Genomic DNA, 20,057 nt, shown 5'->3' on the forward strand with positions numbered 1-20,057 from the left:
AATGAATAAGAAAACATACAAATGGCTGAGCATTTTCATTATAGGTATCGGACTTATTTTGATTATCGGATTATTAACGGTTCATCCCGTTAAAAAGAAAAAACCAGCTGAGGTGTATCGTCAACCGACTTATCGGGCAGTGTACCATTTTACAACACCTGATAAGTGGATGAATGATCCCCAGCGTCCCTTATTTTTTGACGGGGAATATCATTTCTACTATCTTTACAATCGCGATTATCCAAATGGCAATGGCACGGAATGGCGGCAGGCCATATCTAAAGATCTGGTTCACTGGAAAGATGAGGGGGTAGCCATTCCGAAATATACAACAAAAAACGGAGATGTCTGGACCGGATCTTTTGTTGTGGATAGCAACAATACGGCAGGATTCGGCAAAGGCGCCATTGTTGCGATTTTGACACAGCCTTCCGCAGGGGGCGGCAGGCAGGAACAGTATTTATGGTACAGTACGGATAAGGGAAAGACATTTAAATCCTACCGTGATCAGCCTGTACTGCTTAATCCAGGTGTCAAAGATTTCAGAGATCCGAAAGTGATTTGGGATAGTCAGTCTCACAAATGGGTATTGCTCCTTGCCGAGGGGACGAAGATCGGCTTTTATGAATCACAGAATCTAAAGGATTGGCACTATACCGGCGGTTTCTTTACGCAAAATATCGGTATCGTCGAATGTCCCGATCTATTCATGATGCGGGCTAATGACGGGACATTGAAGTGGGTGCTTGGGGCCAGTGCGAATGGGAAATCAATCGGTCAGCCGAATACCTATGCGTACTGGACTGGCAATTACAATGGAAAAGCATTCACCGCCGATCAAAGTGAACCGCAGTGGCTGGATCACGGTTTTGACTGGTACGCCGGCGTAACGTTTGAGAGCGGCAGCCGGGAAGATGCATTGACACAACGTTATGCCCTGGGCTGGATGAATAATTGGGATTACCCGAATAATACGCCGACGATGCAGGATGGATTCAACGGGACGGATTCAATTGTACGCCAGATCAGTCTGAAGAAGCAGGCGGGCAAGACGTACGGCCTGATCTCCCGACCGGTCGAAACATTGGATCGCCTGACCGGGTCCACAGAGCATTTTAAGCAAATCAAAGTGAACGGCTTAAAAACACTGAAAGCTAAGGGTGATGCGTATGAGCTGGATGCGGATGTCAGCTGGACGGATGCGGCTAATGTTGGACTGAGGCTTCGGGAATCGGCAGACAAGACACGCCACATTGATGCCGGTGTTTTTGTGAGGGGCGGTTACTCGTATGTTAACCGGGCTTTTACAGGACAGCCGGATCAGAGCAACAAGTATCTGGAAAGCAGAGCACCGTTTGATCCAAGTCAGAAACGTGTTCATATCAAAGTCCTTGTGGATAAGACCAGCATTGAAGTATTTATTAATGATGGTCGGATCGTTTATACCAGTGAGGTCTTTCCGCATTTAAATGATCAGGGAATCTCGCTTTTTTCAGATGGGGGGACATCGATTTTTAAAAATGTCGTGATCCGACATTTCCGTCCGATCGACGGATAAAATTGAATAGGATTAAAAGAGAACCGATCATCGCATTCACCGGCGCTTTTGACGGCCGTCATTTATTGAATAATATTTTCATGGACGGTAAGACAACATGCTATACTTAATAGATAGAGTTGGGAGAAATTTACATTAATAAAAATTATCGATAAATTTGAAATGGAGGGATATCGGTGAATCAGGAACAGAGACGGATAAACCGTGACGGTTTTACAATTAGCACGGCCAAAGACTATCTGGACATTGATCTGATTTATGACTTTCTTCATAATGAGTCTTACTGGTCGGAAGGAATGACGAAGGAGCTTGTCGCAACGGCGATTGAGCATTCAACCGTTTGCTACGGCATTTATGACGGAGATCCTGTCACGGGAAATTTTAAACAAGTCGGCTTTGCCCGCGTTGTTTCCGATCTTGTCCGATTTGCCTGGCTTGGTGATGTGTTTGTGATTCCCGAGTACAGAGGGCTCGGGCTCGGTAAATGGCTGATCAGCGTCATCACGAGTCATCCCAAACTGAAAGGGGTCAGTTTTCAACTGGCAACAAAAGACGCGCATGGTCTCTATGCTCAATATGGATTTCGCCCACTTGAAAACGTGCAGAGAAAGATGGAGAGACCGCTTAATTGGGAAGAAATACACAAGGGTAATAGCATAAAAAATAAGTAATCTGAAAAGAATTTTCTATTCCTTCAAAAACATTTTTTGGGAAAAAATTTGATCAAACAAAAAAGCTTTGCGGCTCTTATGGGGCGCAAAGCTTTTTTGGTGCTTTCATCAAAATTCCCTGGCTGTTGACCTACTCAGGAATTCGATGCTTTATCCACTCTTTTTTGGGATACAACCGAACGGCCGTTACCCATGAGCAAGATAAAGATAATGGTTATTGCTATCGGAACGATCGCAATGGCAAATGTCTGCGTAATTGAATCAGACATCACATGGATGACTTTATTTAAGATAAAAGGCGGGATCTCCGTTCGTTTATCGGATTGAAAGATCTGGCTGATGTTATTCAGATTTCCGAGAGCGGCCCGCGGATTTTGGCCGGTCTGCCCTGTGCCTTGCTGCATGGCGGCGAAGGCATCCTTAAGTTTGCCGGTAAAAAAATTATTCTGGATCGAGCCGAATACGGCAACGCCGATGGTCATGCCGAGTGAACGCAGAAAAGTGTTCGTTGAATTCGCCGTGCCCCGGTAGCGGGGCTCAAGATTCTGAATCGATGCCATAGGCAGAAGGGAAAAAGAAAATCCAATGCCGAATCCGGAAATGCTCATGTATAAAATGAGCAGGGCATGCGGCGTATCCGGTGTCATGTTGGCGAGCAGAACAATGCCGATCATATAGGTCAGATAGGAGAGGATCATCAGACTGCGATAGCTTGTTTTGGCCTGGAAAAATCCGGATACCGAACTGCCGAAAACGACGCCAAGCATCATCGGCATTAATACAAACCCTGCATTGGTTGCCGATCCGCCATAGACAGCCTGAACAAAAATAGGAATAAACACCGTCAAGATGACAAACGTTGAACCATACAAAAACGCTATGATTTGGGACGCGGCAAATAAACGGCGCTTGAATAACCAGAATGGTAAAATCGGTTCTGCAGCTCTCAGTTCGGCGATGAAAAATAGGACAAAGAATACCGCGAAACTGCCAAACAAACTGAAAATTTGCCATGATTTCCAGGCGTAGGTGTGCCCGCCCAGCTCAAGGGCGAACATCAGGCTGACGACCGAGATAACGAGGGTGACCGCACCCGCCCAGTCAATGACTTGTTTATGATGATTTCGTGACTCTTTATAAAATGTTGTCATCAAAAAGAATGCGACAATACCGATCGGCACGTTGACATAAAAGACCCAGTGCCAGCTTAAATACTCGGTGATGTAGGCGCCAAGCAGAGGGCCCAGCACACTGGCCGCTCCAAATACGGCGCCGAACAGACCGGTCATTTTTCCGCGTTTTTCAGGCGGAAAAAGATCAAAGACGATCGTAAAGGCGATCGGCATCAGAGCGCCTCCGCCGATCCCCTGAAACGCTCTGAAAAGACTCAGTTCTACCATGTTTTGTGCGAGACCGCATAAGGCTGAACCGATCAGGAAAACGACAAGCCCGAATAAGAAAAAGCGTTTGCGGCCGTACATATCTGAGAGTTTGCCGAATATCGGCATGCCGGCCATGACAGTGACCATGTAAGCGGCCGTCACCCAGACAAATTTATCGAACCCGCCCAGGTCGGAAACAATGGTCCCCATCGCGGTAGCCACAATCGTATTATCCATCGCTGCCATGAGCAGGCCGAGAAGGAGTCCTGTTACAACCAGCTTGAGATGGGTTTGATTACTTTCCATGCGCTTGCTCCTTTTATTTTATTATTTGCACAGTCTCACCTGTTGTACTGAAAAACTTATCATAACATGATTTACTAAAAAAGATAAAGAAAACTTGGCAAAACCAAAAGCAGGCTTTTTGGAGCGGGAACGAATATCTTGTTTTTCGAAAGTTATTTTAGATTTGTAAGTAGGTAGACTGCGTCCACGTATAGTACAATATAAGCAGGGGTGATGATCATGAAAAGAGACTTATCGATCTGTCCTAAGTTTGAGAAAGCTTTTCAAGTGCTGGGGAAAAAGTGGAATGGGATGATTATAGAAGTTTTATTGAGCGGAGAGAGCCATTTCAGTGCGATTGCTGCTGCGATACCTGAACTGAGCGACCGGATGCTGGCCGCACGGCTGCGCGAACTGGAAGAATTTGGGGTTGTTGAGCGCCATGTCGACACGGGATATCCGGTACAGGTCACTTATCGGCTGACGGAAAAAGGAAAAGACATTGAGCCGATATTGGCCGAGGTACATCGCTGGGCGGAAAATTGGTTTGCCGAGAAACCTCGCAGCAAGGATAAGACAGAGACAAGATAGTTTACTTTTTTGTACACCGAAACTATACTTATGTTAGTTAAGGAAAAAACATTAGCTGAGGAGTGTTTCACTCATGTCAAATGCATTTTTGGATTCAATCAAGAAGCGTCGTTCGATCTATGCCCTTGATAAAAATGTCAGCGTCACTAAAGAGGAGATTGTCGGTACAATTGAGGAGGCCGTGAAATATGCGCCGTCCGCCTTCAATTCTCAGTCGGCGCGCGCTGTTATTCTATTCGGCGAAGAAAATGAGAAACTGTGGGGTATTGGCGGTATCGTCGAACAGGCACTCCGCAAAGTTGTTCCTGATGACAAATTTGCGCCGACCGCTGAAAAGCTGGCCTCATTCAATGCAGGATTCGGCACGATTCTTTTTTTCGAGGATACGGGTATTGTTAAAGGTTTGCAAGAACAATTTCCCCTGTATGCCGACAATTTTCCAGTATGGTCGGAACATAGTACGGGAATTACACAGTTTGCTGTCTGGACCGCACTGGCCAACATCGGCATCGGTGCCTCCCTGCAGCATTACAATCCGCTGATTGACGAAGGGGTGCGCAGCGGATTTGATATCCCGGAAAGCTGGAAATTGAGAGCTCAGCAGCCGTTCGGCAACATCGTCGCTCCTGCGGGTGAAAAAGAATTTGCTCCGATCGAATCGCGGGTTAAAGTACGGGGCTGACAGGAATAGCCGGCTGAAAACAGCCGGAGCAGCCAAAGCTCATTGAAACACAATCGTTTCTAATCAAAAGGGGCGGCAAACCGATAAAGTTTGCCGCCCCTTTTATGTTTATTTTGCTGAGTCAGCGAATGCCAAAGGCGCATTTTCATCTTATGTTTTCTATGATTGTTCAAGCATGCGCTTAAGGGCCAGAACGGCGCCATTTGCAACGGTTTTCGGAACTTTAATTATGTTTTCCGGCTCGCCGTCCGCAATCCGGGTCAGCGACCAGACGAAATGCGGCAGGTCGATCCGGTTCATTGTCAGGCAGGAGCACATCACAGGATTCAGCAGACGGATGTCGAGATCCGGGCGGTCGTGTTTCAGGCGATTGACCAGATTCATTTCTGTGCCGATCGCCCAATGGGATCCTTCAGGTGCCTGATTGATCATCTCGATGATGTATTTTGTCGAACCGACATAATCGGCCTGCCGAACCACCTCATAGTCGCATTCCGGATGGACAAGGACGCGTACTTCCGGATCGGCCTTCCGGCAGGCGGCTACGTTCTTTGCCGTAAATTTCTCATGGACGGTACAGAATCCCTTCCACAAAATCACTCGTGTCCGGTTCGTTGCTTCGCCTTCGAAGCGATCCTGGACGGGATTCCAGACGACCATTTCTTCAAGGGGTACTCCCAACTTGACACCCGTGTTGCGGCCGAGATGTTGGTCAGGGAGGAACAGGATTCTTTCTTTTTGTGAAAAAGCCCATTGCATCATCTTATCGGCGTTTGAAGAGGTTACCGTCGCGCCGCCGTGCCGGCCGCAGAATGCTTTGATCTCAGCCGTTGAATTGATGTAAGTCATCGGAATGATCGTATCCCCGAATGTATCCTGTAACTTTTTCCAGGCGCGCTCAAGCTGGTAGATGTTGGCCATATCAGCCATCGCGCAGCCCGCACGCTGATCCGGTAAAATCACTTTCTGGCGGTCGTCTGTTAAAATATCGGCTGTTTCCGCCATGAAATGGACACCGCAAAACACAATATATTCCGCTTCCTTCTTTTGCGCCGACAGTTGGGCAAGCCGGAGGGAGTCCCCGCGGTCGTCGGCAAACCGGATCACTTCATCCCGCTGGTAATGGTGGCCGGGAATGTATACCTGGGCTCCAAGCTCTCTTCTGAGCCGCCAGCCTTCGTTCGTTAATTCTTCATCTGATTTTTTTAGGTAGGCGTCGGGAATCTGCGGCTCTTTCAAAAAATCTTCCATTATATTCATGGTTCACCTGCTCCTTTCGCTTTTTCGCTTAAACTGATTTTACAGCCGTTTTCAGATTAAAACTGATATCGAGTGCCCTGACCGAATGGGTCAGGCAGCCGAGTGAAATATAATCCACACCGCAATCTGCATAGGACTCCAGATTGGTTAAGTCGATGCCTCCCGATGCCTCCGTCACAATTCCGTCCGGCACTTCCGGGATCAACTTCCGGATTTCTTCAGGAGTACAGTTGTCAAACATAATAATATCCGCTTTTGCCTGAACTGCTTCCCGTACTTCGTCAATCGTGGTTGTCTCCACTTCGATTTTTACGGTGTGGCCGACCCGGGCGCGGACCTTTTGCACCGCTTTGCCGATCGAACCGGCGTAAGCGATGTGATTGTCTTTGATCATCACGGCATCATAGAGGCCGAAACGGTGGTTGAATCCGCCGCCGATCGTTACGGCATATTTCTCAAACATACGCAGGCCCGGCGTTGTCTTTCGTGTGTCACAGACACGGGCATGTTGCCCTTTTACAATTTCCGCAGCTTTACCGGTCATCGTCGCAATGCCGCTCATACGCTGGAGCAGATTGAGCAGAACCCTTTCTGCGCCAAGCAGTGAGCGGACCGGACCGGAGACGGTCATAATCCTCTCGCCTGCCCCGACCCGATCACCCTCATGAACATGGGGATGAACCGTAACGGCCGGATCAAACCATTTGTAACCGGCTGTAACAACCGGCAGCCCGCAAACGATTCCGGGTGCTTTTGCCGTATAGGTGCCGGATGTCGATTCTTCAGCAGCGAAAATGGTTTCACTCGTCAGATCGCTATCGCCGATATCTTCATTAAAAAAAGATTCAAGTGCTTGTCGCATCTTAACATTGTTCACACTTCGTCACCTCGCGAATGATGCTTTTTTTACGCCAATGCTCAACTTCCTCAGGAAAATCGGTCCGGGTATGGCCGCCCCGGCTTTCCGTCCTTTCCAAAGCCGAAGAAGCGATCAGCCAGGCTGTGGTCAGCATATTCAGCCGTTCCGCTTCCTCTTTTGTTACATTCTGGGGGCAAGTCCTATCAAAATCAATCCCCCATGATTCACACCATTTGACGGCGCGGGTGAGCGATTCTCCGGTTCGCCAGATCCCGACATTTTGAAACATCATCTGCTGAATTTCCTGCTTGGAAGGCAGGGAAAGGACGGCCTGACTGAGGACAGGCAGTGTAACGGAAGCCGGGTTCCCGTTTTCTTCGAGAATGCTTTCTGCCATCGTCGCCGCATAGGTAACCGCTTCTAACAGTGAATGGCTGGCAATCCTGTTTGCGCCGTGCACACCGGTACACGCCGCTTCCCCAATCGCATAAAGGCCGGGCAGTGTTGTACGTCCATCATGTCCGGTCGCAATTCCGCCCATCATGAAGTGGGCACCGGGTGATACCGGAATCCGTCCTTCCGCCGGATCAATTCCCGCCTCTTGACAAAGACCGGCAATCGTTGGAAAATGCTCGGAAAAATGATCAATCATAGAGATGTCCAGGTAGACTTGCCTGGCGAGTCCCGTTTGCTGCGCCTGAAATAAAGTTCTGGCCACCACATCGCGCGGTGCCAGATCCTCGAGAGGATGCACGCCGGCGAGGAGCCTGCGCCCGTCCTGATTGATCAGTTTGGCCCCTTCGCCGCGCACAGCTTCCGAAACGAGCCCGTAAACCTTTCCGTCCTTAATCAGGAGCGTCGGATGAAATTGAACAAACTCCATATCGCTCAGCGCGGCGCCGGCACGGTAGGCAATCGCCAGACCGTCCCCCGTTATGGCAGGATTGGCCGATGTCGGCGCATAAACATGGCCGCAGCCTCCCGTCGCGATCACCGTATCCTGAGCTTCATACACAACTTTTTCACCGTTTTTATTTTTCGCCCAAACGCCCGTGCAGCGGCTGTTTTTCACAATTAAGTCAAACGCCTGTGTGTGTTCGTGCACCGGTACGCGTTCGTCCAGGCAGGATCTGACGAATTTTGTGAGCTCGCGTCCTGTGGCGTCGCCCGCTGCGTGCAAGACTCTCGCAGCGGAATGGCCGCCTTCTCTGGCAAGAGAGATGCTTCCGTCTTCATTGCGGTCAAATGCCATGCCCATCTGAATAAGCGTTTCAACGGTTTGCTTACTTCTTTGGACCATATAAGACGTTTCCTGTACGTTGTTATGATACCGTCCTGCCCGAATCGCATCGTCAAGCTGGACCCGCCAATCGTCGTTATCATCGTAAGCTGCCGCGATTCCGCCTTGTGCGAGAAAAGAATTGCTTGCCTGCCATTCGTTTTTGGTGAGCAGGATCACTTTTTTCTTATCTGAAAGTTTGACAGCGGCGTAGAGCGCGGCAAGTCCGCTGCCGATGATCATGACATCCGCTTTGAATATCTTCATTTATATACACCCTTATTTACATATGTCTTGACACATATCTTGTCATATTATTAGACTAATAGCAAGTGGCAGACTTGAACTTTTTATGGAAATACAAATAGTGAAATTCGGAGGAACGGATATGATCTATCTGGATTACGCAGCAACAACACCGCTTTCCGCAAATGCCCTGGCGGCTTACGGAGATGTTGCCCGAAACTGTTTTGCCAATACCATGAGTTTGCACGACTGCGGTGCTCGGGCGTCGCGCCTTCTTGATTATTGCCGGGGGAAAGTGGCCGGCCTGCTTCATGCCGATGTCAACGGCATCTTTTTTACTTCCGGAGGATCGGAAAGCAACGATCTGGCGATAGAAGGCCTGGCCCGCGCCCATGCCGGACGGGGAAAACATCTGATCATGGTGGAAGGGGAACATTCTTCCATCGTTTCCGTACATGAAAAACTAAAGGGCGACGGATTCTCAGTCACAGTGCTCAGCAGAAATGACAGCGGTGAGGTCGAACTTGAAACGATCGAAAGAGCGGTCCGAAAAGATACCATTCTTGTCAGTGTCGACCACGTGAATAATGAAGTCGGTTCCATTCAGGATATTGAATCAATCGGCGCATTTCTTAAAAGAAAAAATATTCTTTTCCATTGCGATGCGGTGCAGTCTTATGGAAAACTGCCAATTGATGTCGAAGCGATGCACATTACAAGCCTGGCGGTTTCTGCTCACAAAATCTATGGACCGAAAGGCGTCGGCGTCTGTTATATTGATCCGAAAGTCGCCTATCATCCGCTTCTTCCGGATGTTTCACATGAGAAGGGTGTACGCCAGGGAACGGTAAATCTTCCCGGTATTGCCGCATTTGTCACTGCCTCCGATGATTGTTATCAAAACGCGGATAAGTCGCTTAAACGCATTCATGAAATGAGAAAACTTTTTATCGACGGTCTGAGAGGAAGGGGCATTCCGTTTGTCGTAGAAGGATCAAATGGCCGGCAGCTGCCGCATATTCTGGCGCTCCGGGTGAAGGGCGTCGAAGGCCAGCAGCTGATGCTCGCCGCAAACCGGCTTGGGCTTGCCATTGCCACCGGCAGCGCCTGCCATTCCAGTTTCTACCGGCCTTCACCCACTCTTCTTGCCATGGGGCGATCCGAAGATGAAGCCAGAGAACTGGTCCGGCTGTCTTTCGGAGAGACAACAGCGCAGGAAGAGACCGGTGAAGCCGCCCGGTTGTTTGTGGCTGCCGTTACCGAGGTCAGGGCGTCGATGCTGCAGTAATGGCAGCCGATGTTTGGTGAAATCGATCGAATAGTGATGCCGGGGTACGGATTCCGTTGAGGTGATTGCAGTTCTAGACGGATATACCTTTATACCTTCGGAAATTTGGAAAATTCTTCAGATGGAATTATGGACCATATTCAGTAGGATTTATTCTAACCTTTGCTGATGAGCATGTCATTTTAGTGTGGAAACAAGGCTTTATGCGATTAATGAAGCCTTTTTTTATCAAATTTTCCAATTAAAAAAATAATGTAAACTTTTTTGACATTGTTGCCATAATCCAAAAAATGAGGGTATAATTATTCTTAATTTAAAACCCAAAAAATACTTTTTCAGACAAAACAGGGGGCAATTTTCAGATGAAAAAGAAACTATCCATTTTTTCTTTGGTATTGGCGTTTATTTTAGTTCTTTCCGCCTGTGCATCCGGCAGCGGAAGCAGTTCCGGCAGTTCGGCAAGTTCTTCTTCAGGCACACAAAAAAAGACTTTGAGAGTTGTGGATGATGCCACTTACGCGCCTTTTGAGTACATGGATAAGGGCAAAATCGTCGGTTTTGACGTTGACATCCTCAACGCGCTGTCCAAAGAGACAGGCTATAAAGTTCAGCTTGCCAATGTCGGCTGGGATCCCGTGTTTGTCGAATTGAAAAATAAAACGGCGGACATGAGTATTTCGGCAATAACCATTAATAGTCAAAGAAAACAAACGTATGATTTTTCTGTTCCATACTTTTTGTCAACAAACAAAATTCTGGTCAAGAAAAACAGCAATATCAAGTCCGGCGCTGACTTGAAGGGCAAGGTCATCGCTGTCCAGACAGCGACAACCGGACAGGCCGCCGTTGAAAAAATTGTCGGCCAGAATAATCCGAACGTAAAAAAATTCAAGACAATCAACCTGGCCATCATGGAGCTGCTTAACGGCGGTGCGGACGCTGTAGTAGCCGATAACACGGTCATTGAAGAATATGCAAAGAACAATCCGGGCCAGAATCTGAAAGTGATCATGGATAAAAAAGCTTTTGCCCCTGAATTTTATGGCCTGATGTATCCTAAGGGAAGCAATCTGAGATCGGTCTTTGACAAAGCAATCAACACGTTGTATGCCAACGGTACTTATACAAAGATCTATCAAAAATGGTTTAAAGCCTCACCGGACGTTAACGAATTAAAAGCACAGCAAAAATAAAAGGGCGGTCACAAAGTGAGTGCATGCCGGAAAATTGCGTAACTCGATAGCTGTTACGCAATTTTTTGGGTTATAAGGAGGAAACCGGGTTGGATTTTCGATTTGATCTTATTTGGAACTATGCTCCGTTTTTTCTGAGCGGGACGCTGCTGACCATCGGGCTGTCTTTTGCCGGAATTCTGATAGGAACGCTTCTCGGGTTGGTGATTGCCCTCGGGAAAATGATGAGAAATAAATGGCTGTCTTTACCCTTTGTTTGCTACATCGGCTTTTTTCGGGGCACACCGCTTTTTGTTCAGATTCTAATTGTGCACTTTGGTGTCGTTCCGCTCATACTTGGCCAGTCCAATGGTATCGTCGCCGGGATTATCGCTCTGTCTCTGAATGCAGCGGCATATATCGCCGAGGTGTTCCGGTCAGGCATTCAGTCAATCGACAAAGGACAGATGGAAGCGGCAAGATCACTCGGGATGAGCCACGCGCAGGCGATGAGATATATTATCCTGCCCCAGGCTTTCAAGCGAATCCTGCCTCCTTTGGGTAATGAATTTATTGCTTTACTTAAAGACTCTTCTTTGGTGTCCGCCATTGCGGCACCTGAACTGACCTACTGGGCGCAGCAGATGGGCGCCGAGTACTTTAAGGTGTGGGAGCCCTACCTGACGATTTCCCTAATCTATCTTATTCTCACACTTTCCCTTAGCGCAGTGGTGAATCGATTGGAAAGGAGGATGGCTACAGAATGATTAAAGTGGAAAATCTGAAGAAAACTTTTGGCGATAATGAAGTATTAAAAGATATTAATGTTGAAGTGAAAAAACAGGAAGTGGTTGTCGTCATCGGGCCTTCCGGGGCCGGAAAGTCTACTTTTCTCAGATGCATCAACCTTCTGGACAGCATTACATCCGGACATATCTTTATTGAGAGCGTAGACATCACCGACACGAAAACGGATATTAACAAAATCCGCGCGGAAGTCGGCATGGTCTTCCAGCAATTCAATCTTTTTCCGCATATGAAGGTTCTCGACAATATTATGCTGGCTCCTATGAAAGTAAAGAAAGTGGAAAAAGAGAAGGCGCAGAAAAAAGCGCTTGAACTGCTGAAGAAAGTTGGGCTGGAAGAAAAAGCGGATGCGTATCCGGATTCACTCTCCGGCGGCCAGAAACAGCGAATCGCGATTGCCCGGGCACTGGCGATGGAACCAAAAATGATGCTGTTTGATGAACCGACATCGGCACTTGATCCCGAAATGGTAGGTGAGGTGCTCGACGTCATGAAACAGCTGGCCAAGGATGGAATGACCATGGTCGTTGTCACTCACGAAATGGGTTTTGCCCGGGAAGTCGGCGACCGTGTCCTCTTTATGGACGGCGGCTATATTGTAGAAGAAAACGAGCCGCATGAACTGTTCAGTCATCCACGGGAAGAGCGAACCAAAGCGTTTCTGAGTAAAGTACTTTAACTGTTTTATACAAAGAGACCATCTAAAGTCCCTAAAACCCGTGTACCGGAAAGAAATCATCATCCTTTTTTCTCTCCGGTTCTTTTTGAGCCTGCCGCTGCAATTCGGCAGGCTCTTTGTACATCATCCCATCAGAAATTGCGGTTGTCCCGGCCGTGCTTCATTTTGCATCATATTCGTCTGTCTCAATCCGTTTTCTGCGGGATTTCTGGAAAAGTTGTGACCGAATTTTAGCATTTGTTTGCCAAAAATGCAGAGAGGATTCAAATATTATTAAGTCGACGCTTAATAAATAAGTATATGCTAAATTAATGGCAGGATCGAACAAGTGATACATGCTTTATCAGAACCGAGGCGTCGGGAAATTCTTGATCTTGTCCGTGAAGGAGAACTCGCTTCCGGTGGGATCGCATCACATTTTGAGATATCCGCTTCAGCGATTTCGCAGCATCTCAAAGTACTTGAACAATCCGGATTGCTTTCTATTCGGAGGGAGGGAACAAAACGGTACTACCGAATGAAGGATGGACGCACTACATGACCAGGCTGCAGACCCTTGCTGAAGGCGGGGATCCGGGAATGGATCCCTGGTCCGTCCGGGAATAAGCCCGTCTTCCGGAAGACTTCCGAAAGGAGGTGTGAAAATGGCTTCATTGACATGCAACTGCGGTTTTACAGCAAAGGCTGATGATCGCTATCTTGAGGTTTTTGGATAGAGACGATGAACCGTCAGTAAAATGGTTAGAATGATACAAAAGAATGGATCAATAGATAGAACGTTTCATCGTTCAAAATGATTGACGTACCGTTTTTCCGGCAAAAAACGATGATGCCAGCAATGATGTAAAGAATTCCGGGGACGATTTCCATCAGGCTAGCAACACTTGAAAGGATCAGCAGCCTCTCCGCCCAAATGTACTTACTGCCTCGTTTCAGAAGATTTAACGCAATGACTGCCAGAATAATACTGACGATAGAAAAAGTAATGAAAAAAATACTGATCAAATTTAAGGTATGAATCAGACTGTTGGTATCCTGAATGCTTAAATCACTCCATACCACACCAAGCTGTTGCGCTAAGATCGACGGATCCGCCGAAACAGAATGGACAAACGGCAGCAACATCAGGAGATGAGTCACAACGATTAGAATGGGTAACACGAACTCATCTGCCCCTTTCACTGATAATTATCCCTTAATAAAAATTCTCAAACTAGCTCTGCTTCGATTAGATAATCTTAAACCGTTTCTTTGCCCAGAAACAAATAAGCCAGAGAATGACGCCCGTAATGATTGATGGAATCCAGCCAAATTGAAAAGACGGGCCGAAGTTTGGAATAAGGTGAGGCAAACCAATATTTAATGAAAAAAACAGAACGACAGAAATTCCAACTGCCACTGAGTCCTTTATTTTACTTGAATGTTTGCGAAAAAGGGACTTCCTGATAAGGTAGAAAATGAACTCTATTTCAAACCCGATTGAAGTGAGTAAAACGAGAAATTGTATCAGTGAGTTAAAAGGAAAAACGGTTGAATCCACCTTTTTGAAAAGTGAAGCGACGAAGATTGTGACGCCGTTTATTAAGAGTAACAAGGAAATTAAATTAAAGGTCAGATAACTGACAAAAGGGACGATTTTTTTCACTTTGGCGGGAGGAAGTTCACCAACGATTTCATCAGCATACTTTTTCGGGTCGTCTCCAAAAATTTCTCTTGCGGTCTTTCCTTCGTTCTGTCCCTCAATTAAATGATCAAGCATTTCCATCAGTACTTCTTCCGTTTGCTGTTCGGAGAGTTTCATTTGCAGCCGAATGTAAAGGAGGAGATCATCATAGTATTTCTCATTTTCCTTGGTCAGCAGTTTTCTTTTTTCATTGTTTTCAGAGATTAATTGTTTTGAGCTAATCATTTTTGTCCCCTCTTCTCAAAAGTGAAGTAACAGGTATGGCGATACGCTCCCATTCAAGCGACAATTCGTTCAGAGCCTCTCTCCCATCTTCGGTCAGAAAATAGTACTTTCGATTCGGTCCGGATTCCGAGGGCCGCATGTCCCCGTGGATGTAACCATTTTTCTGAAGGCGCAGGAGGACGGGATAAACCGTGCCCTCGCTCACATCTTCGAGACCCGCATCCTGCAGTTTTTTGGATAATTCATATCCGTATACAGGTTCTTTTTCGATAATCGCAAGAACGCAGCCATCGAGCACCCCTTTGAGTAACTGACTCCTTACTGACATAGATGGGTCCCTTTCTTTTTAGTATTATGCAAAACAAGATAGCTGGCGAAAATAACAGCTACTTGGTTATGCAAAGTAGCTGAGTTCATTATAAAAAAGGATCCATCAATTGTCAACTGATCAAAAAATGTTAACTAATACTTCAATCAGGAGTAGAATCGCCTCGTGTAAGGAGCATCGCCCGGAAAGACTCAGGAATCACCCCGAAAAGAGGCTTCATCGCCCTGAAAAAGAGAAGAATCGCCCCAATCAGGAGTGGAATCGCCTCGTGCAAGGAGCATCGCCCGGAAAGACTCAGGAATCACCCCGAAAAGAGGCTTCATCGCCCTGAAAAAGAGAAGAATCGCCCCAATCGGGAGTGAAATCGCCTCGTGTAAGGAGCGCCCCGATCAGGGCTGGAATTGCTTTAATTAAAAAAGAAAGTTGTTTTGAAGCACAAAATGATATAAGCAAAGTCATTTATCAAAACCGGTCGGTTGATGATATAATCGGCATCGATTGTTTCCTGATACAGGAAGGTTCATATTTTGCAAGAGTTTATAAGCTGTTTTACTGGACTTTAAGTGTGTCCATTTTCGGAATTCTTCATTAGTTATTGCAGGGGAGATAAGCAGAAAGTAGTCGTGCAGTGCCTGCACATGTGCATTTTTCGATTTGCAGCCGCAGGAGGGACAGCGCCAGGTCCCATTGGTTCGATTCATCGGAATTGCACGACAAGAAGGGCAATGGACGCCTGTGATTAAATCATCTTCAGTAATCTGATACATTTTTAGAATATTGATTTCAGAAGGGGTATGATATTTTATTAAATAATGACCGATTTTCTTTAGTTCGGCCAAAGTCATTTTCTCTTCCGAACACGTGGATCTGATCGTTTGAATTCTTTCAGGTACTTGATGTATATGAGCAACTCGCTGAGGGACTGCGAAATTTCCAGGCTCAGTTCTGATAATAGTAGAGGGATTGCTTATGGCAACCATAAATTCAATCGGGATCGGCGGCAACTGGTGCAAATCCATCCAGCGGGTCAGCTGTTTTTTTTGACGCCTGACCTGGGCAATGGGATCGAGAAAACCTTCCTCTCTGCCGTTAAGCGTCCGGATCAGCTGTTCAAAGACCGGATCGAAGTAGAGTGTACCCGCCATGTTCTTCACTTCAATAATTAACAGAAAACGGCGAGTCATAATAAGAGTGTCCATTTGGAAAAAAGTGTTGTTTAAAGGTAGACGGAGGTCGTGATAGATAAAATAATCTTTTTCACTTGCTAGATCAGTGAAAAAATAATCGAGGGATTCTTCGCCCTTAAAACCGCTCGACCTTCTCGTTTCATTTTGGCTGATTTCAGTAAATTGGGGATGATGGCTGGGAATTCGGCTTTTCAAAGCGCGCACCTGCCGGAGAATTCGGGGTGGATTTCTTCTCTTTACAATCAACTGGGGATCACTTCCTGAATTTAGGTTACAATACTCTTTAACAGTACCCTGATTATCAGAAAATCGCGAGAATGGCAAATTTAAAAAAAGTGATATCCAATACGAGAAATCTTTCTGAATGGAGCTGTTTTTAGCGAAAAAGGCCGCTATTTTAAAAAAATAACAAAAGGGGATCCGTCCCGATAAACGTACCGCTTTACTTTGGTGATTGGCACGGCCCATGAGCCGCAGAGGAGAAAGCCCTTTTGCTCTTTCACAGTTTTATGAAAAAACTTCAAGGGCAAAGGATTCTGACCAATGCTATTTTTTTAGAAAAAGGCTGGTGCATGGATGAGCAAGCTTATCGTTTGTTAAATTTCGCATAACGTTTTAGATGACCGAATCCTTAGGGCGTTGCTTGCGACGCATCATTCATTGATTCGCACGGTCCAGTAGTGTTCCAAAACGTGTTAAAGATATGCCTGGAGAAATTCGTATTCTATGGAGGGCGAACATGCCTTGTATACGGGAAGCTGCCCCCGGTTTGGTCGTTACGGCCATTTTATAGCCGGTTTCTCTCGCAAGTTTCAGCGTCTCGGAATCATAGCGGCCGAAGGGATAACTGAGAGACAGCGTTTCCTGAGTGAACATCTGATCAAACAGTGCTTTTGACAGAGCCATTTCCGCTTTCTGCCGGCCGGGGGATAACAAGGTAAGATCCTGATGATTGATGGTATGGCTTTGGATCGATATCCCATGTTTCGTCATCTCCATCATCTCCGAGATCGTCAGATGGTTGTGCGCGCCTATTTTTTTCCCGATCATAAAAATGGTCGCGTGCAGCCCGTATTTCCGGAAGATCGGGTAGGCGGTACGGTAGCTGTCCCGATAGCCGTCATCCAGTGTGATCAGCACACACTTTTTCCCTGGTTTAATGTCTCTTGTCAGAACAAGATAAGCTTCTGCCGGAGTCAATGTCACATATCCATGATCTTTAATCCATTTCATTTCCGCCTGAAAGTCTTGTTCAGGGACATGCAGGCTGTTGTTTCCCTTTGATATGCTGTGGTACATGAGTATCGGGATTCTTGCGGGTCTGTTTAAATGTATCCAATGTGACGTGTTGATTTCATTTGCACGAAGCGCGGCCGTCTCTTCATGGATAACAGCGACGGAAGGTTTTTCAGCTCTTTGATCATCCGGATTCTTGATCGGCCGCGTGTCCACTGTTGTGTTGAAGCAGCCGGCCAATGCAGGAAGAAAACAAATCAGAAGAAGAAAATGGTTTATTTTATGGGCCATGGCTGTGTCTACCCTCCGGTCAATTCAACAATCATTGTTTGAATATGCAAAAAACCGCTAAAATGTACAGCTTTCCTTTGATGAAGCGCAGGATACAGGAGACTAAAATTATTTGTCGTTGAACTTAATATAATATGTCTTGATGGCTGCAGCAATATACCCGGAGATTATTTTTTGTTTAATCACGTCAGGCTCAAGGAGCATACGCCCAATCTGATGAATCTGCCCGGCATACACTAGTACAAAATAGACGGGAAGGTGCACGTTAAAATGAACGACTGCTATTATCACTTCGCGCAGAATGATGATACTTGTCGCAAACAAGAGGCTGATCTGCCTGTATCCATTCAGAAAGAAATCAATCTTGGGAGAACGGGTCATTATTATCGAATAAGACTTGCCAGTTTTGCAGAGACGATGACGATCAGGCTACTGTCTTTTAATCCTTCTACGGGTATGGTCGGCATGAACATCTATAACCCCTGGCAAAGACTATGGGTTTATCGTCGCGCGCGCAACAAAGATATACATGAACTGGCTTACCTCGGGCCTGCAGAGCCGCAGACAGGAACAATGGAAGGTTCGGCAAGAGATGATGTACCTGGGGTATCCGCTGCCGGAATATCTCAAAAGCTTTGGTGGGGTGAACGCTTTCTCTGGTATCCGTGGTGCAGATGAATGTCGTTCGATGACACAAACAGATGATCCCGCTTGCAATCGGGATCATCTGTTATAGTGTAACGGATTCAGGTCGGGTTCTGTTAAAGGAGCAGATTTGCTTCAGGTAAGGCAGACGCCGGAAAAAGGGTTTTGGGGGACCATGTTACGGCATTGATATCTGCGTATTGTTTCAAGATGGAGTCGGTTATACCTTTTAAATTATTAAGGGTGTACTCATAGACACCATCAGGTAAATCTTCCTTCAGATGACTGGTTAAATCGACTAATGAGCGGAAAATACAATCCATATTTTCACTGCTGACTTCAAAGGTTTTATATTTTTCGGCCAGATTCATTTCCGTAACTTTTAACAAACCGACCAATTCATATTTGGTGCTGGTTTGTTCACTTCTGAAAAATTCGACTTGTCTCTGGGGATCATAAGGATATTTTTCCCGGGCCTGTCTCAACAATCCGTCAAACTCAGACCCGCTTGTTTTTTTCTTAACTCTTTTTTTTCTTTCAAGCATCAGCCGGTCTTCCTCCTTAAGTTTTTGGTTTAACCGTGTCTATTTTCCAGAAAATAAACCATAGGATAATCAGAATGCAACAAATTTTTCAGGGTATCAGGCTGCCGGCCTAATCTATCATTAATAGGCATGGGGCTGGGTTTCTTGATGAACGTGGTGCATATGTCTTTCCGAATCACGGTGTTCATGCAGCTCCTGACCATGATGAGCGTGTTCATGAGCATGAAATGATGGACCTTGTTCTTCGATAGGATCTACATGGATCTGAACGGCGGACAGGTGTTCAATTTCATGCTGCAGGCAATGGATTACCCGTCGCACAATAGCATGGCCTTCTCTGACGGATGAGTCGGAGGCGAGTGTGATGCCCAGTTCGGCGACAAGTTGATGACCCAGCCAGCGCGCTTTGACGTCCCCGACATGGCGAACGCCCTTTACCCTGGCGGCTGCTTTTTCAATGATATCAATGTATTTTGGATCAATTCCGTCCAGCAATCGCTCGAAGACAGCCATTGCCGAGTCTTTGACAATAACCAGAATCATGAGTGTGATGATCAGGCCGATAATCGGATCAATCACGGGAAAGCCAAGCCACGTTCCCAAAACCCCTGCCAATACAGCGAGAGAAGTCCAGCCATCAATACGGGCGTGATGCCCGTCCGCAATCAGCGCCGCGCTTTCAATCCGTTTTCCCATCCGGATGCGATAGATGGCCACCGCTTCGTTACCGATAAATCCTGCAATAGCGGCGACAGCTGTAGCTCCTAAGTGGGATGAGGATGATCCGGTGAATAGTCTCCCGATCGATTCATAGCCGGCAATTACAGCGCTGAGAAAGATTACCAGAACAATGATCAATCCCGCAAGATCTTCGCTTCGGTTAAATCCGAAAGTGAAGCGCTTTGTCGGTCGGCGGCGGCTGAGTGCAAAAGCGATCCATAACGGGACCGATGTCAGTGAGTCACCGAAATTGTGAATCGTGTCGGCTAACAAAGCTGTGCTGCCCGACACCGAAACGATCACTGCCTGAAAAACCGCTGTTAAAAGCAGCCCAATCAGAGAAATAGTTAGTACTCTTGTTGCCTCTTTATTTTCAATGATGTTTCCGTCCACGCTTCCGTGGGAATGCGTATGGCCGCCGTGCGTATGTGCCATTT

21 protein-coding genes are annotated in these 20,057 nt (G+C 46.7%); 10 read left to right on the top strand and 11 right to left on the bottom strand.

All coding sequences use genetic code 11. The features are described from left to right. Window position 1 precedes the first annotated feature (1 nt). Both levB and IEX81_RS07390 read left to right on the top strand, forming a co-directional pair. A complete protein-coding gene (gene levB / locus IEX81_RS07385; RefSeq protein WP_188802613.1) occupies window positions 2-1,558 on the top strand; it encodes a 2,6-beta-fructan 6-levanbiohydrolase in 1,557 nt (518 codons plus the stop codon). A gap of 176 nt (window positions 1,559-1,734) precedes the next feature. Then, complete coding sequence (locus IEX81_RS07390) at window positions 1,735-2,229, top strand: GNAT family N-acetyltransferase (protein WP_188802442.1); 495 nt, start codon at window positions 1,735-1,737, stop codon at window positions 2,227-2,229. Window positions 2,230-2,363: 134 nt separating this feature from the next. Here the strand turns inward: IEX81_RS07390 and IEX81_RS07395 are convergent, their stop codons facing one another. Further along, on the bottom strand, window positions 2,364-3,917 hold the full coding sequence (locus IEX81_RS07395) for an MDR family MFS transporter (protein ID WP_188802443.1): 1,554 nt from the start codon (window positions 3,915-3,917) through the stop codon (window positions 2,364-2,366). 219 nt (window positions 3,918-4,136) lie between these two features. Here IEX81_RS07395 and IEX81_RS07400 point away from each other — a divergent pair, with 219 nt between their 5' ends. Together IEX81_RS07400 and IEX81_RS07405 are read left to right on the top strand one after the other, a co-directional pair. Next, a complete protein-coding gene (locus tag IEX81_RS07400) occupies window positions 4,137-4,487 on the top strand; it encodes a winged helix-turn-helix transcriptional regulator (RefSeq protein ID WP_188802444.1) in 351 nt (116 codons plus the stop codon). A gap of 73 nt (window positions 4,488-4,560) precedes the next feature. Then, window positions 4,561-5,169, top strand: a complete 609-nt coding sequence (locus IEX81_RS07405; protein ID WP_188802445.1) for a nitroreductase family protein — start codon at window positions 4,561-4,563, stop codon at window positions 5,167-5,169. A 159-nt stretch (window positions 5,170-5,328) separates the two neighbouring features. Here the strand turns inward: IEX81_RS07405 and nadA are convergent, their stop codons facing one another. From nadA to nadB, 3 genes are read right to left on the bottom strand one after another with little or no spacing between them, the layout of a single operon-like run. Next, window positions 5,329-6,429 (bottom strand): quinolinate synthase NadA, encoded by a 1,101-nt coding sequence (gene nadA, locus IEX81_RS07410; RefSeq protein ID WP_188802446.1) that lies wholly within the window; start codon window positions 6,427-6,429, stop codon window positions 5,329-5,331. A 28-nt stretch (window positions 6,430-6,457) separates the two neighbouring features. Further along, window positions 6,458-7,306 (bottom strand): carboxylating nicotinate-nucleotide diphosphorylase, encoded by an 849-nt coding sequence (nadC, locus tag IEX81_RS07415; RefSeq protein WP_188802447.1) that lies wholly within the window; start codon window positions 7,304-7,306, stop codon window positions 6,458-6,460. Continuing rightward, on the bottom strand, window positions 7,293-8,834 hold the full coding sequence (gene nadB / locus IEX81_RS07420) for an L-aspartate oxidase (protein WP_229727515.1): 1,542 nt from the start codon (window positions 8,832-8,834) through the stop codon (window positions 7,293-7,295). Before nadB ends, nadC begins: the two co-directional genes overlap by 14 nt. A gap of 121 nt (window positions 8,835-8,955) precedes the next feature. Here nadB and IEX81_RS07425 point away from each other — a divergent pair, with 121 nt between their 5' ends. The 5 genes from IEX81_RS07425 (at window position 8,956) to IEX81_RS16835 (ending at window position 13,300) form a co-directional block, all read left to right on the top strand. Then, complete coding sequence (locus IEX81_RS07425; protein ID WP_188802448.1) at window positions 8,956-10,101, top strand: IscS subfamily cysteine desulfurase; 1,146 nt, start codon at window positions 8,956-8,958, stop codon at window positions 10,099-10,101. Between the two features lie 362 nt (window positions 10,102-10,463). Beyond that, complete coding sequence (locus tag IEX81_RS07430; protein WP_188802449.1) at window positions 10,464-11,294, top strand: basic amino acid ABC transporter substrate-binding protein; 831 nt, start codon at window positions 10,464-10,466, stop codon at window positions 11,292-11,294. A gap of 89 nt (window positions 11,295-11,383) precedes the next feature. Beyond that, window positions 11,384-12,040 carry an amino acid ABC transporter permease gene (locus IEX81_RS07435; protein WP_188802450.1) on the top strand — a complete coding sequence of 219 codons (657 nt, stop codon included), beginning with the start codon at window positions 11,384-11,386 and terminating at the stop codon, window positions 12,038-12,040. Further along, the gene (locus tag IEX81_RS07440; RefSeq protein WP_188802451.1) at window positions 12,037-12,759 is read left to right on the top strand and encodes an amino acid ABC transporter ATP-binding protein; all 723 of its coding nucleotides are present in this window, start codon (window positions 12,037-12,039) and stop codon (window positions 12,757-12,759) included. Before IEX81_RS07435 ends, IEX81_RS07440 begins: the two co-directional genes overlap by 4 nt. A 328-nt stretch (window positions 12,760-13,087) precedes the next feature. Then, the gene (locus IEX81_RS16835; RefSeq protein ID WP_188802452.1) at window positions 13,088-13,300 is read left to right on the top strand and encodes a metalloregulator ArsR/SmtB family transcription factor; all 213 of its coding nucleotides are present in this window, start codon (window positions 13,088-13,090) and stop codon (window positions 13,298-13,300) included. A 200-nt stretch (window positions 13,301-13,500) separates the two neighbouring features. Here the strand turns inward: IEX81_RS16835 and IEX81_RS07450 are convergent, their stop codons facing one another. The 5 genes from IEX81_RS07450 to IEX81_RS07470 all read right to left on the bottom strand — a co-directional run bounded on the left by IEX81_RS07450 (window position 13,501) and on the right by IEX81_RS07470 (window position 17,710). Then, window positions 13,501-13,920, bottom strand: coding sequence for a hypothetical protein (locus tag IEX81_RS07450; protein WP_188802453.1), 420 nt, complete (start codon window positions 13,918-13,920; stop codon window positions 13,501-13,503). Window positions 13,921-13,987: 67 nt separating this feature from the next. Beyond that, window positions 13,988-14,668: a DUF1129 family protein gene (locus IEX81_RS07455; protein ID WP_188802454.1), complete on the bottom strand. Its 681-nt coding sequence runs from the start codon at window positions 14,666-14,668 to the stop codon at window positions 13,988-13,990. After that, complete coding sequence (locus tag IEX81_RS07460) at window positions 14,661-14,996, bottom strand: PadR family transcriptional regulator (RefSeq protein WP_188802455.1); 336 nt, start codon at window positions 14,994-14,996, stop codon at window positions 14,661-14,663. The genes IEX81_RS07455 and IEX81_RS07460 overlap by 8 nt, the downstream gene beginning before the upstream one ends. A gap of 455 nt (window positions 14,997-15,451) precedes the next feature. Next, window positions 15,452-16,651, bottom strand: a complete 1,200-nt coding sequence (locus IEX81_RS07465; protein ID WP_188802456.1) for a nuclease-related domain-containing protein — start codon at window positions 16,649-16,651, stop codon at window positions 15,452-15,454. A gap of 189 nt (window positions 16,652-16,840) precedes the next feature. Beyond that, window positions 16,841-17,710, bottom strand: coding sequence for a polysaccharide deacetylase family protein (locus IEX81_RS07470; RefSeq protein WP_188802457.1), 870 nt, complete (start codon window positions 17,708-17,710; stop codon window positions 16,841-16,843). A 270-nt stretch (window positions 17,711-17,980) separates the two neighbouring features. On the opposite strand from IEX81_RS07470, the gene IEX81_RS07475 reads away from it, so the two are divergent. Further along, window positions 17,981-18,388, top strand: coding sequence for a hypothetical protein (locus IEX81_RS07475; protein WP_188802458.1), 408 nt, complete (start codon window positions 17,981-17,983; stop codon window positions 18,386-18,388). 83 nt (window positions 18,389-18,471) lie between these two features. Here IEX81_RS07475 and IEX81_RS07480 read toward each other — a convergent pair whose 3' ends face one another. Next, the gene (locus tag IEX81_RS07480; RefSeq protein WP_188802459.1) at window positions 18,472-18,900 is read right to left on the bottom strand and encodes a hypothetical protein; all 429 of its coding nucleotides are present in this window, start codon (window positions 18,898-18,900) and stop codon (window positions 18,472-18,474) included. 120 nt (window positions 18,901-19,020) lie between these two features. After that, a complete protein-coding gene (locus IEX81_RS07485) occupies window positions 19,021-20,055 on the bottom strand; it encodes a cation diffusion facilitator family transporter (RefSeq protein ID WP_188802460.1) in 1,035 nt (344 codons plus the stop codon). Between the last annotated feature and the right edge of the window lie 2 nt (window positions 20,056-20,057).

The sequence above is a fragment of the Sporolactobacillus putidus genome (assembly GCF_014647035.1).
GTDB lineage: Bacteria > Bacillota > Bacilli > Bacillales > Sporolactobacillaceae > Sporolactobacillus > Sporolactobacillus putidus.